12 protein-coding genes are annotated in these 12,083 nt (G+C 35.6%); 7 read left to right on the forward strand and 5 right to left on the reverse strand.

Translation table 11 applies throughout. The features are described 5' to 3' along the window. Nucleotides 1-119: 119 nt before the first annotated feature. A complete protein-coding gene (locus tag ACKPCA_RS04255) occupies nucleotides 120-545 on the forward strand; it encodes a DUF3859 domain-containing protein (RefSeq protein ID WP_321281605.1) in 426 nt (141 codons plus the stop codon). Between the two features lie 68 nt (nucleotides 546-613). Beyond that, nucleotides 614-1,141 carry a hypothetical protein gene (locus tag ACKPCA_RS04260; protein WP_321281606.1) on the forward strand — a complete coding sequence of 176 codons (528 nt, stop codon included), beginning with the start codon at nucleotides 614-616 and terminating at the stop codon, nucleotides 1,139-1,141. 242 nt (nucleotides 1,142-1,383) lie between these two features. On the opposite strand, the gene purU is transcribed toward ACKPCA_RS04260, so the two are convergent. Beyond that, nucleotides 1,384-2,247, reverse strand: a complete 864-nt coding sequence (gene purU, locus ACKPCA_RS04265; protein ID WP_321281607.1) for a formyltetrahydrofolate deformylase — start codon at nucleotides 2,245-2,247, stop codon at nucleotides 1,384-1,386. Between the two features lie 229 nt (nucleotides 2,248-2,476). Between purU and ACKPCA_RS04270 the strand changes: the two genes are divergently transcribed. After that, nucleotides 2,477-3,427, forward strand: a complete 951-nt coding sequence (locus ACKPCA_RS04270) for a radical SAM protein (RefSeq protein WP_321281608.1) — start codon at nucleotides 2,477-2,479, stop codon at nucleotides 3,425-3,427. A 362-nt stretch (nucleotides 3,428-3,789) separates the two neighbouring features. Here ACKPCA_RS04270 and ACKPCA_RS04275 read toward each other — a convergent pair whose 3' ends face one another. Next, a complete protein-coding gene (locus ACKPCA_RS04275) occupies nucleotides 3,790-5,031 on the reverse strand; it encodes a 6-phosphofructokinase (RefSeq protein WP_321281609.1) in 1,242 nt (413 codons plus the stop codon). A 193-nt stretch (nucleotides 5,032-5,224) separates the two neighbouring features. Here ACKPCA_RS04275 and ACKPCA_RS04280 point away from each other — a divergent pair, with 193 nt between their 5' ends. Then, nucleotides 5,225-7,144 carry a S9 family peptidase gene (locus ACKPCA_RS04280; protein ID WP_321281610.1) on the forward strand — a complete coding sequence of 640 codons (1,920 nt, stop codon included), beginning with the start codon at nucleotides 5,225-5,227 and terminating at the stop codon, nucleotides 7,142-7,144. A gap of 52 nt (nucleotides 7,145-7,196) precedes the next feature. Here the strand turns inward: ACKPCA_RS04280 and ACKPCA_RS04285 are convergent, their stop codons facing one another. Continuing rightward, nucleotides 7,197-7,577: a desulfoferrodoxin family protein gene (locus ACKPCA_RS04285; protein WP_207784541.1), complete on the reverse strand. Its 381-nt coding sequence runs from the start codon at nucleotides 7,575-7,577 to the stop codon at nucleotides 7,197-7,199. Nucleotides 7,578-7,640: 63 nt separating this feature from the next. Then, on the reverse strand, nucleotides 7,641-8,273 hold the full coding sequence (locus ACKPCA_RS04290) for a peroxiredoxin (RefSeq protein WP_054718082.1): 633 nt from the start codon (nucleotides 8,271-8,273) through the stop codon (nucleotides 7,641-7,643). Between the two features lie 303 nt (nucleotides 8,274-8,576). On the opposite strand from ACKPCA_RS04290, the gene ACKPCA_RS04295 reads away from it, so the two are divergent. The 3 genes from ACKPCA_RS04295 to ACKPCA_RS04305 are packed head-to-tail and all read left to right on the forward strand — an operon-like array spanning nucleotide 8,577 to nucleotide 11,159. Further along, nucleotides 8,577-9,401: an alpha/beta hydrolase gene (locus ACKPCA_RS04295; RefSeq protein WP_321281611.1), complete on the forward strand. Its 825-nt coding sequence runs from the start codon at nucleotides 8,577-8,579 to the stop codon at nucleotides 9,399-9,401. 43 nt (nucleotides 9,402-9,444) lie between these two features. Beyond that, nucleotides 9,445-10,527: a toxin-antitoxin system YwqK family antitoxin gene (locus ACKPCA_RS04300; RefSeq protein WP_321281612.1), complete on the forward strand. Its 1,083-nt coding sequence runs from the start codon at nucleotides 9,445-9,447 to the stop codon at nucleotides 10,525-10,527. Between the two features lie 5 nt (nucleotides 10,528-10,532). Beyond that, nucleotides 10,533-11,159 carry an MOSC domain-containing protein gene (locus tag ACKPCA_RS04305; protein WP_321281613.1) on the forward strand — a complete coding sequence of 209 codons (627 nt, stop codon included), beginning with the start codon at nucleotides 10,533-10,535 and terminating at the stop codon, nucleotides 11,157-11,159. 49 nt (nucleotides 11,160-11,208) lie between these two features. Here ACKPCA_RS04305 and ACKPCA_RS04310 read toward each other — a convergent pair whose 3' ends face one another. Beyond that, entirely contained in the window at nucleotides 11,209-11,970 is a 762-nt protein-coding gene (locus ACKPCA_RS04310) for a hypothetical protein (RefSeq protein ID WP_321281614.1), read from the reverse strand. Nucleotides 11,971-12,083 lie beyond the last annotated feature (113 nt).

A 12,083-nucleotide genomic window follows, 5' to 3' on the forward strand; every position in this document is an offset into this window, starting at 1 on the left:
TGCTCTCAATTCAATTGAGGGTATCAATCATTTGTAGACTTCTTTTCTAATAAACTGAGAGCATCACTTGAAGTGATACCCTCAGGGGAAGAAAGGCAGTATCAATAAAGACAATAAGCATGAAAATAAAAATAGTTGATTACGGAATTTGTAAAGCCATAGGGAAGACAAAGAAAGAATATGTGCCTGGCAGTTCAACAGGCTACTTTTTGCATTCCGACGATATGGAGTTTCAGGAAAGAACGCATATTATTTACCCTGAAAAAGGCTTGAGTTTTGGAATCAGCTATCGCTTCGAAACAGGTTCTGAAATTGCAGAGCGTGTTGATTTTGTATGTAGAATCAGACATCCCAAATTGGTGAATCCCGAAACCAATGAAGCATTTATCGAAACCACTGAGGAAAAAGACGAATACAGCGACGAGTTAGGTTTCGACTTCTACACCTTCGAGTTCGATTGGGAAATGCAATTGGGCGAATGGATTTTTGAGATCATCCATGAAGGCGAGGTGATGTGTAGTCAGACTTTTGTGCTGGAAGAATAATTTATTTGATGCTCTCACTCTGAGTGAGGGTATCAATCTGACTTATGTCCATATAAAAAATCAAATAAATGAGTTTTTGGAAACTTCTTTCTCTCTTCTTTGATAAAAAATATTTTGTTGCTACAACCATATTGTGGATGGGTGCTTCTTTGTTCATGTATGCATATTTTTCTGAAGAAAGAATTGAGTCAGTAAATGAATTGGAAAAGGTAGAAGGCCGCTATAGCTCGCATTCCTTTATCCATGCTGCAAAAAGTACAAGAATGTACTATTTCAAGTTACAGGAATACGCATGCACTTTTCAAGTTGCAGCAAATCACCTAGATTATTTTGGAATTGGTGAGTTCGTAGGTATGGTTTATCCAGGCTGTAATGTAAGAGTACTTGTTCCTAAATCGAAATTGAACGAACTTCAAGCAGATGAAAAGATATGCGTCTACCATGTAAGTGTTGAGGGATTTAATGTTCTAAGCACCCGAAACACCATTCAAAAAGAAAAAGACTGGATTTCTCTATATATTGCTCTTGGTTTTTTTCTTGCTGGGATTTTATTCTTTGTTATCAGATGGAATATTTGGATTCGGTATAATCTTTAAAAATCTCGCTAGTCCTGATTTGTAATCAGGGCTCGTGGTGTAAAGAATTTACAATTCTATATTCGAGGATTGGAAATCCAAAACTCGAAACCTGTGAATTTCAAATTCACAGGAGCAGAAATTTGCATAAGGTCCGAGTTGCAAACTCGAACCAGCAAGTGTATCCACAAGTAATTTACCATCCATAAAACTTGGTAATTCAAATTCCCTCTCCTTGAGGAGAGGGTTAGGGTGAGGTAATTTTACCCAAAAACAATCGTCCTGGTACCATCCACAATAATACGATGCTCTGCTTTGTAGCTAAGCGCTCGAGCCAGTACAATACGTTCCAAATCGCGACCTTTACGAATTAAGTCTGGAATGGTATCCTTGTGCGTAATGCGCATGATATCTTGCTCTATAATCGGTCCCTCGTCCAAATCTTCTGTCACGAAATGGCTGGTTGCGCCAATCATTTTAACACCGCGTTCGTAGGCCTGTTTGTATGGATTTCCGCCCACAAATCCAGGAAGGAAAGAGTGGTGAATATTTATTATCTTATTGCGATAGGCTCCGATAAAAGCTGGTGATAATACCTGCATGTAACGAGCCAATATTACCAAATCGATATCATGCTCTTTCAAAAGTGCAATCTCTTTGGCTTCCTGTTCTTGTTTATTTTCCTTTGTAATTGGGAATACATGGTAAGGAATGTTATGAGCATCGGCAATGTGTTGCAAATCGGGATGGTTGGAGATGATCAATGGAATTTCAATCTCATACTCGTTCATATTGTATCTCCATAAAATCTCTTGTAAGCAATGATCATATTTCGATACAAAAATGGCCACACGTTGTTTCTGTCCCGAAAACTCGATTCTCCAGTGTGCCTTAAACTCATTGGCTAGCGGCTCGAAAGCTGCATGCAATTCCGAAGCAGGAATAATTGAGTTTTTCATGTTCCAAACCACACGAAATGAAAAGAATTCCTGATTTTGATTTACATGTTCGTCCAAGGCAATAATATTGCCGCCACTTTGGTAAATGAACTGGGTAATTTTAGCTACAATCCCATTCTGATCGGGACAAGTAAGAAGTAAATAAGCATTTACATTATTTTCAGACATATTCGTGCGTTTAATCGGATATTCCCGATGGTTAATTACTTAAAATTTACGAATTGTCCGTTAGAATTTGATAGGTGTGTCATGCAAAAATAGAAATTTTGTCGAAAGAGAGAAAATCCTAAGGTAATGTTTAAATTCTGAAGGATAATTTTAATTAGTTTCTAATATATTTCATTAGGTTTGCTATGTAAAATCACGGTTCGAAAGAGAACTGTAAGTTTAGCGAAAGATGACAAAGGAAAGAATGTATAAATATTTGTTTGGGCCAATACCATCGAGGCGTTTGGGTATGTCTTTGGGGGTTGATTTGGTGCCCAAAAAAGTGTGCTCAATTGATTGTGTGTATTGCGAAGTTGGAAGAACAACGCAATTGTCGGTTCAACCAGAAGATTATATCTCTGCAGATAAAATTAAGGAAGAGTTGAGCCATTATTTGGAACACAATCAGGCTCCTGATTATGTGACCATAACGGCATCGGGTGAGCCAACCTTAAATGCCAATTTGGAAGAGATCATTGCCTTTGTAAAGCAGAATGAGGCAAATATTCCGGTGTGTGTAATCACCAACGGAACCCTTTTACACGATAAGAAGGTAAGAGAAGCGCTAAACAAAGCAGATTTGATTCTTCCATCATTAGATGCAGCAACAGAGCCTGTATTCAGAAAAATAAACCGTCCACACAAAGAGATCAATTTTGAAGCTTACATTCAGGGGATGATTGATTTTAGTGCTGAGTTTAAAGGCGAAATCTGGCTGGAAGTATTCATTTTGCCAAACTATAACGACAGTAAGGAGGAATTGTTGGCCTTAAAGGAAATTATTTTGAAGATTAAGCCTGATATCGTTCAGCTAAATACTCTGGATCGTCCGGGTACTGTGGCCAATCTTCGCGGAGCTAGCCAGGAAGAGTTGCAAGCGGTAATGGATTTGTGGCAATTGGATAATGTGAGAATCATTGCAAAAGCCAAGCAGTCTACACAAACTCAATTTCGATCGGATACCGAAACCGCAATTAAAGAAACCATATCTCGCAGACCATGTACGGTTGAAGATTTAATTACAATGCTTGGACTGTGTGAAGAAGAAATTGATCGTTGTCTGGGAAATTTGGCCAGCCTTAAAGGATTCGAAAAAGTGGAACAGGAGAGAGGTGTTTTTTATCAAATAAGGGAACAGTAAAATTTCACGCAGAGTTCGCAAAGAATTTATACGGGAAGAACGCAGAGTGTTACTTCGACGAGAGTCGTTCATTTAATACTTGAAAAGCAATAGAAAGGTTTATTTAGGAATTCTTCCCTTCTAGGGAAGATGGCAACAGCCAGAAGGGTGTATTTTTAATTATATGATTCTTATTTCACCCTTTTCCCTAGAAGGGAAAAACACAGCTTGAAAAGTGATAAGGTTCATCATTGTCTAATTAATACAGTTATTTTAACCTTTGATTGGCATATAATTATAAGAACAAAGGCAGTTGAATTACTCAAACTGCCTTTGTTATATCCTTACAATTATTAATTACTCATTACCAATTGTTCATTGATTTAATTCCAGTTCAAAATCTTTTTGAAAATGTAATTTTCTGGATCTGGAAGATACTCCTTAGCCGCTTCCATATCTTCCTCAGTTAGATAATGCAAGTTGTAATTCATTATATTTTGCACTTTTTCGCTGTTCACATCCACCAAACGAGGCTTCACTTTTCCGTTTTCATCTTCAACATCTTTCAAGAAAAGTGGAGCAACATCACCTTTAGGATCAACAGTCACCATACATTTCGAGTGACCTTGCTTGAACAAGCTGTAAACACCATCACCAAGAAGAGTACAAAGACTCAAGTCGAATCCGATAGGACGACAACAACGCAAACCGAAACCTAATTCTACCGGACGAGTTCCAATGTTTAGTCCGTAAGATTTGATCTTGCGCTGAATCAACATGTTAAATACGTGAGATTTACTTACGTTGAACAACTCAGGGTGACCGTGAGCATCATAAGTAAAGTTCACACCTGTACTTTCAATTTCTTCGTCGCTCATAAAGTGGAAAACACCCTCACTAATTACGGCAGCACCATAGTTCAATCCTAAAATTCTACGTTTGATGATAGATGAGATCACCAATTGAGCAATCTTCTCTGCAGAGATAGCAGTTTTGTTGAACATCTCAGGGATAATAATCATTGGGAAATGACATGCAGCACCAATTCCGAATGCCAAGTGACCCGCTTCACGCCCCATAGCTGCCAAAACGAACCAGTTTTGAGAAGTTCTGGCATCTTCATAAACTGTTGTTGCGATCTTAACACCTTCGTCTTTTGCCGAGTGGAATCCGAATGTAGGGGTTCCTTCTGGCAGTGGAAGATCGTTATCGATGGTTTTTGGTACGTGAATGTTTGAAATGTTTACATTGTTATCAGCTAAAAATTTGCTGATTCTGTTTGCTGTAGAAGCGGTATCGTCGCCACCAACAGTAACCAATAGTTTTACGTTGTTATCAATAAAGAATTTGGTTGAAAAATCGCTGTCTTTTGGCTTAAAACGACTCATCTTAAGGTGCGAACCACCTTTGGTGAAAATTGCATCAAGAGTTACAAAGTCTAGTTCCTCCATTTTACGATCTTCAGAGAAAAGACCTTTATAACCTTCGTGTAAACCAATAACTCGGTAACCATTTCTTAAAAACACTTTACCAACGCTACTAATTACAGTATTAATTCCTGGTGCTGGACCTCCACCACACAAAATAACAACAGATTCTTTCATACTATTAGTCTCAAATATCATTTTTAAAAAGATTGGGCAAATATAGAGCTTTTGAATTGAATTGATTGGTTGCAAAAGCTAATTCTTGAACAGAATTAAATGATTTGAACAGGATATAAATATTTTGTAAAGCCAATACAATGTTATAAATTTATAACTGACACCACTCTCAATACTTAATTCTAAAAGTATTTCTAACCTTCATTTAAAAAATATGAAACGTAATTATCTGATTTTATTGATTTTTGTTGTTGCTCTTGTATCTTGTGAGTCAGCAAAAGAAAAGATTACTGTACCATCTTACAGTATCGAACAATTCTACAAAAATATTAGTGTAAGCGGAGGATCATTTTCTTCTGATAAATCGAAGTTATTGGTAAGCAGTAACGAAACAGGGATCTATAACCTCTTCGAAATCCCTGTTGATGGCTCACCTCAAAAACAATTAACTTCCTCCGAAAAGGAGTCTTACTTTGCCATTTCCTATTTCCCTAATAGCGATATGGTGTTGTTTTCGGCTGATCAGGGAGGGAATGAAAACAATCATATTTACATGAGAGACGAAGAAGGAAATATTACAGATCTCACACCTTTCGAGAATGCCAAAGCAAGTTTTTGGGGATGGGATCGTGATGAAAAATCTTTCTTTTATCAATCAAACAAGCGCAATCCCAAGTTTATGGATTTGTACCAGGTAAGTGTTGAATCAGTTCTTAATGGTAATCCAAATCATAAGTTAATTTACACCAACAATGATGGTTTTGATGTTGAAGCAAAAAGTAAGAATAACAGATACCTGGCACTAACACAAAGTCTGACTACTACAAATAATGAGATGTATTTGTACGATAGAAATACAGGCAAGCGTACACATATTTCAGAGCATCATGGAGATGCAAGCTATAATCCACAATTCTTCAGTTTAGATAATAATTACTTGTATTATTTGTGTAATGAAGATTCTGATTTTGTATATCTAAACAAGTATAATATTGAAACTGGAGAGAAAAGTTTAGTTTATAAAACCAATTGGGATGTTTGGTATGCTTATCACAGTTATAATGAAACTTATAGAATTATAGGTATCAATGAGGATGGCAAAACCAATATTAAAGTGGTTGAAATTGCAACAGGAAAAGAAGTTCAATTGCCTAAAATTCCTGGTGCCGATATCAAATCGATTAGCTTAACCAAAGACGAACAAAGAGGTAGATTGGTTGTTGGAACATCGGTATCTCCAAATAATATTTATGTATTTGATATGGGAGATACAGAAGCCAGAAAGCTTACCAATACGTTAAATCCTGAAATTGATCCGGCAAATCTTGTTGAAGCCGAAGTAGTTCGTTACGAATCATTTGATGGCCTCCCAATTCCTGCAATTTACTATCAACCAAAAGTTGCAAGTGCCGATCATAAAGTACCTGCTTTGGTTTGGGTACATGGTGGTCCTGGTGGACAATCGCGTGTTGGATATTTTTCGTTAATTCAATATATGGTAAATCAGGGTTATGCTGTTTTGGCTGTAAATAACCGTGGAAGTAGTGGTTATGGAAAGAAATTCTATGCTATGGACGATAAAAAGCATGGCGATGTGGATTTGAAAGATTGCATTTGGGGAAAGAAATTCTTAATTAATACTGGCGTTGTTGATCCTGATAAGATTGGTATTATTGGTGGATCGTATGGTGGATATATGACTATGGCTGCGCTTACTTATACACCAGAAGAGTTTAAGGTTGGAGTAAATATTTTTGGAGTAACCAACTGGTTGAGAACACTAAAATCAATACCTCCATACTGGGAGTCATTTAGAAAAGCTTTATATGCTGAAATGGGTGATCCTACTACGCAAGATTCTGTTGCCTTGTATAACAAATCGCCACTATTTTTTGCTGATAAGGTAACCAAACCATTAATGGTGCTTCAAGGAGCAAATGATGTTCGTGTTCTTCAGGTGGAATCGGACGAAATTGTTGATGCGGTGAAGAAAAACAATGTTCCTGTGGAATACATCGTTTTCCCGGATGAAGGTCATGGTTTCCGCAAGAAGGAGAATGAAATCAAGGGATATGGACAAATTGTGACTTTCTTGGATAAATATTTAAAAGGAAAGAAAGATCAAAAAGAATAAAAAAAGAAAAGGGAAACCAAACGGTTTCCCTTTTTACAAATCTATGAAATTGTTATTCTGAAACTTCAACTAGTTTCTCATCTGAATGCCATAATCCGTGTTTTGTACAGAAAGCAGTTGCAGTTAATTTCATTTTACGAGAAGGAACCACGTAAAAATCAACTTCGGTTTGGTTTGCTTCGCCACCAAGTACTCCTGAAGAGAAGTTAGCTTGAGTTAACATTTTCTCACCATCCCATAATTGAACCCATGCTACATAGTGATCGAAATCATCTGGATGAGCATAAGCATCACCAATTTTTACTTTTACTTTGAATTTTTCACCTTTTTTTGCTGATTCATCACAGTGAATAAAAGCTGAGTGTCTATCGATATAATCTTTTTTTGCTTCACCTTCGATAGTGGTGATATCTTGATAAGTGTTAATTTTCATGATATTGTATTTTTTGATTTTATCCACCTAAGTGGTATAGAGATTAATTTTGTTTTTTTATTCTTAGTTCTTGCTTAAGTATTCTGCAACACCAGCAGCAGTAGCTTTCATAGCCTCTTCACCTTTGTTCCAGTTTGCAGGACATACTTCACCGTTTTCCTCGAAGTGGTGCAGTGCATCAACCATACGGATTGCTTCATCAACGTTACGTCCCAATGGAAGGTCGTTAATTACAGAGTGGCGAACAACACCTTGCTTGTCGATAAGGAATAATCCTCGGTAAGCAACAGGAGCACCAGTCGAAACAGCATTTCCTTCAGTATCATAATCATACTCAGAAGCCAATACGCCGAAGTTTTCTGAAATTGTTTTTGATAAGTCAGCAACAAGTGGGTAAGTTACACCTTCAATACCACCTTTGTTTCTTGGAGTATTTAACCAAGCAAAGTGTGAGAATTCTGAATCAACAGAACAACCTACTACTGCTACATTTCTTTTTTCGAATTCAGCTAATTTGTCTTGGAATGCGATTAACTCAGTTGGACAAACAAAAGTAAAATCAAGAGGGTAGAAAAAGAATACTACTTCTTGCTTTCCTACGAATTGATCTAAAGAAAATCCTTCAACAATTTGATTTCCGTTTACTACAGCGCTAGCCTGAAATGATGGAGCTTTTTTTCCGATTAAAGTTTGCATCTTAGAATTTATTTTAAAGTTTATTTTTCTTTGTTTTTGTAACGATACAAATGTAGAATTGATTTGAATAACGCACAAATTATATTAATCAGTAATTTTTATGCCTATATAGAGAGAATTAATATTGGGGTACTGAAACCATTTAAATATGCAGTGTTTCAGGCAAAACCAAAAAATGGAAAGTTCATGTGCTTCGAAAAATTTTTTATTGGTTGATAATTTTTAGTTTTGTAGAAGATACAATTTTATTCTGCAAATTATTTGCTCTTAATATAGATTTCATAAAAAGATAATGTACTGAATATGAATGCCTCGAAATATTGTTTTGAAAGCTATAATGAAATAAAAGATACATCAGGTAAGGATGGAAAAATAAGCTTTTTTGTTTTCAATAGCAGTCCACGTTCCTGGGTTCCATACTTTGTTTATTTGCCACCCAATTTTTCAAAAGAAAGAAACTATCCATTGATAATTTTTATGCATGGACAAGGTGGAGACGAGACAACTTTTAATAAATACGTAAATGAAGAACAGCTTAATAAATGGATTCTGGATGGTGAAATTGAACCAGTTGTAATTGCTGGAATACGTGGAGATAATTACAGAGAAAATGTGCAATGGTTTACCCCAGAGAATGAAAGTTTAATTGTTGGAGAAAAACAGGGAGAGTTTGTTAAGTATTGTCAGAATAACTTCAATGCCGGTCTTGAAAAGAATAGTATTTCAATCGAAGGACACTCTCGCGGTGCAGCAGGAGCCATTCATTATTATTTGAAATATCCGGGAAAGTTTGCTTCAGTTGTTGGAATGGGATATGTTAGTGATTATACTTTGCCATTTAATAAAAAGTTGGCAGCACAAAATCTGGAATTATTAAAGGAGTTACAAATTCCTTTGCGATTGGAAATAGGTACAGAAGATAGTTTTGTGCTGACCAGAAATCGCAGATGCATTTATGATTTGCATGACTATTTGAACGTACTGAAATTGAATCATGAATTTGAAGTTTTGCATGGAGTAGAGCATAGGTTCGATTACTTTTGGCATTATTATACCAACGAAGGATTGATTAATGGATTACGACATTTAAAATTTCATGAAAAGGCCAGAAAATTTTTAAAGAAGTAACTTTAGGAATGAATATTGCTGCATTCACTCAAAACACATTATTATGAAACCAAATCTACTTTTATTCTTTTGTTTGATCTTTTTTTCCTCATTAAGTCATGGACAAAAAACAGTTTATTTCGATGAAAACTGGCTTTCTATAGAAAAAGCTGATGCTAAATATTATAGTGTTATTTATCCCATCTTGGAGGGCAAATATCAGGTTAAAGATTATACTATTTCAGGTGCATTGCTATCCGAAACAGATTATTTGCCAAAGGTTGAAATAATTGAGTGGGAAAGATTGTATGAGGAAGGATTTCAGGAGTTAGCAATTGAAGATGGCAAGTGTATTGAATATTTTCCCAATGGAAATAAAAAGAAGCAGTTTTCCTATAAAAAGGGAGTGCAGGATGGAAATATTCGTTTATGGACGGAAGATGGTAAATTACTGCGTGATTTTATCGCACAAAATAACATTGCCAATGGCTTGTATCTCGAATATTATCCGAATGGCAAGGCTAGTTTATCAGTAAACTTTAGAAACGATACTTTAAATGGACCAGCTGCCTATTATTATTCAAATGGCGAACTATCACAAAAAGGAAGCTTTGAAAAGGGTAAAAAAAATGGGAAGTGGACTTACTGGTCGGAGAATGGAGATGCAATTGGAACAGAAACCTATAGGAATAGTTTTTTTATTGAAGGACCAGATATCAATATCGGTTTTCCAAAAGGGAATTGGTGTTTGGAAGATCAATTTAAGGAAGGTAAGCTGTTGAATTTTGTTTTTTCCAGAAATGGAACTGTTGAAACACTGGAAAGTGGAGTTGTTCCATCCTGTATTTTGTCTTTGGAATATATCGGAGAAGAGAATACACTGCTCGACTACTCATCATTTAAAAGAAGAAGGTTAACGGTTGATATTCATAAGGTAATTGCAAAAGAGCAAGAATTATTCTCGTTAGAGAATTCAATGGGGTATTTGGGTTCCTATAATGATGATGAAACGAAGAAGCATACAGTTATAGTTTTTCATTCCATTCAAAAAGGAATTGGCGTTGAAATGATTCTTGATATCAGACAAGAGGATTACGAGAGTCTGAAGAAAGAGGTAGTTTATATTTTAAGATCCATTAAAAAATAATTTCTATGAAAGTAGTGTCGACTAATAAAGGAACATCAGTAGAAATCAATTATCATGGAAAGCTGGTGAATACAGGCATGTATAAATTTCCGGTTGATGAAGGAATTTATTTGGGCAAAGAGGATGTTAAAGATGATTCTGTAATTGACAGAAGGTATCATGGCGGAGTAGACAAAGCGTGTTATTGGTATTCTACTAGTCATTATGATTTTTGGAAGAACAGATTTCCTGATTTGGAATGGGATTTTGGCATGTTTGGTGAAAACCTAAGCATTTCAGAATTGGATGAAGGAGAGGTGAAAATTGGCGATGTTTATGAGATTGGTGAGTGTTTGGTACAAGTAACTCAACCAAGACAACCTTGTTTTAAATTAAACTATCGATTTTCTTGTGATACTATGGTAAAGGAGTTTATTGCGGCTGGTTTTCCTGGTGTATACATTCGTGTTATACGTGAGGGAAACATAAATAAAGGCGATGACTTGATATTGAAAGAACGTAACGAAAAAAGCTTGTCGGTTCGTGAAATTTATCAATTGCTTTATCAGGTGGATAAAGATCCCTTGTTACTTAAAAAGGCAATTGAAGATAAAGCATTAGCAGACAGTTGCAGGAAAGATTTAAGCAAATAAAAAAAGGACGGTTCTCCGTCCTTTTTTTATTATTGGGAATATTATATCTCTAGTTGGCTAGAATAATCTCTCTAACCATAGCTTCGGCGTCAATGGCACTAACATCCATATTGAAACCGATTTTGTAGATCAAACCGTTGTACCAAGCATAGTATTGGTAAGATCCTGTAGATTCTTTATAAATTCTTTTTTCTGCTTCAACATATTTGTAATAGTCAAACATTCTTGGCCACATGTTATCATCTGACTTAGGCAAATAGTATAAAGTATCTGTATCGGTTAATTTTAAGTTTTGGTATCTTCTTTTTTCCAGATCCTCTTTCAAAGTTTCCAATTCCTTTTCACTCATTTCATCAAAAGGATTGTTTGGATGTTGAGTTACTGAAATCGTAAAGAAATCTTTGAAATTGGTGGCATAACTTTCATCATTCTCCAGATATGAGATTTGAATTTGAAATACAAGTTTATTTTTGTCATTCCAGGAAGTAACAATATTTGCTTTCTGGGTATTTACTTCAAAAGGCAATTCTGCTGTAGAAATAAGGTTGATTTTATTTCTCATTTCAGCAGGAATTCTGTTTAGAGCCTGACCAATACTAACAGGAACATAGTAGTCAACACTTTCCCTTTCTTTCAATATGTTAAAATCGTAATTGTAAGTGTGATCGTAGCCTTCCACCTTGCTTAAACCAACTAATAATTCTTCATTCGGATCGATAAAACCAGTGTGTTTGTCATTTTCCGAACAAGATATTATTCCCATGAATAATAGCGCAATACTAAGATATTGGCAGGATTTTTTGATACTCATAATTGTATGCTTATAGAATTCACAATGAACAATACAAACTTACGTAAAAAAAGAATTTATGTTTTCTTTTTGTTTAAGTTTTACTAATCTTTCCGAAAAAATTACTTCTAACA

Origin of the sequence: Marinifilum fragile (assembly GCF_963677365.1) — a bacterium.
Lineage (GTDB): Bacteria > Bacteroidota > Bacteroidia > Bacteroidales > Marinifilaceae > Marinifilum > Marinifilum fragile.

Bases quoted from the DNA above. Each gene is read 5' to 3' on its own strand.
- ACKPCA_RS04255 (WP_321281605.1), top strand. From the start codon at position 120: ATGAAAATAAAAATAGTTGATTACGGAATTTGTAAAGCCATAGGGAAG.
- ACKPCA_RS04260 (WP_321281606.1), top strand. From the start codon at position 614: ATGAGTTTTTGGAAACTTCTTTCTCTCTTCTTTGATAAAAAATATTTT.
- purU (WP_321281607.1), bottom strand. From the start codon at position 2,247: ATGTCTGAAAATAATGTAAATGCTTATTTACTTCTTACTTGTCCCGAT.
- ACKPCA_RS04270 (WP_321281608.1), top strand. From the start codon at position 2,477: ATGACAAAGGAAAGAATGTATAAATATTTGTTTGGGCCAATACCATCG.
- ACKPCA_RS04275 (WP_321281609.1), bottom strand. From the start codon at position 5,031: ATGATATTTGAGACTAATAGTATGAAAGAATCTGTTGTTATTTTGTGT.
- ACKPCA_RS04280 (WP_321281610.1), top strand. From the start codon at position 5,225: ATGAAACGTAATTATCTGATTTTATTGATTTTTGTTGTTGCTCTTGTA.
- ACKPCA_RS04285 (WP_207784541.1), bottom strand. From the start codon at position 7,577: ATGAAAATTAACACTTATCAAGATATCACCACTATCGAAGGTGAAGCA.
- ACKPCA_RS04290 (WP_054718082.1), bottom strand. From the start codon at position 8,273: ATGCAAACTTTAATCGGAAAAAAAGCTCCATCATTTCAGGCTAGCGCT.
- ACKPCA_RS04295 (WP_321281611.1), top strand. From the start codon at position 8,577: ATGAATGCCTCGAAATATTGTTTTGAAAGCTATAATGAAATAAAAGAT.
- ACKPCA_RS04300 (WP_321281612.1), top strand. From the start codon at position 9,445: ATGAAACCAAATCTACTTTTATTCTTTTGTTTGATCTTTTTTTCCTCA.
- ACKPCA_RS04305 (WP_321281613.1), top strand. From the start codon at position 10,533: ATGAAAGTAGTGTCGACTAATAAAGGAACATCAGTAGAAATCAATTAT.
- ACKPCA_RS04310 (WP_321281614.1), bottom strand. From the start codon at position 11,970: ATGAGTATCAAAAAATCCTGCCAATATCTTAGTATTGCGCTATTATTC.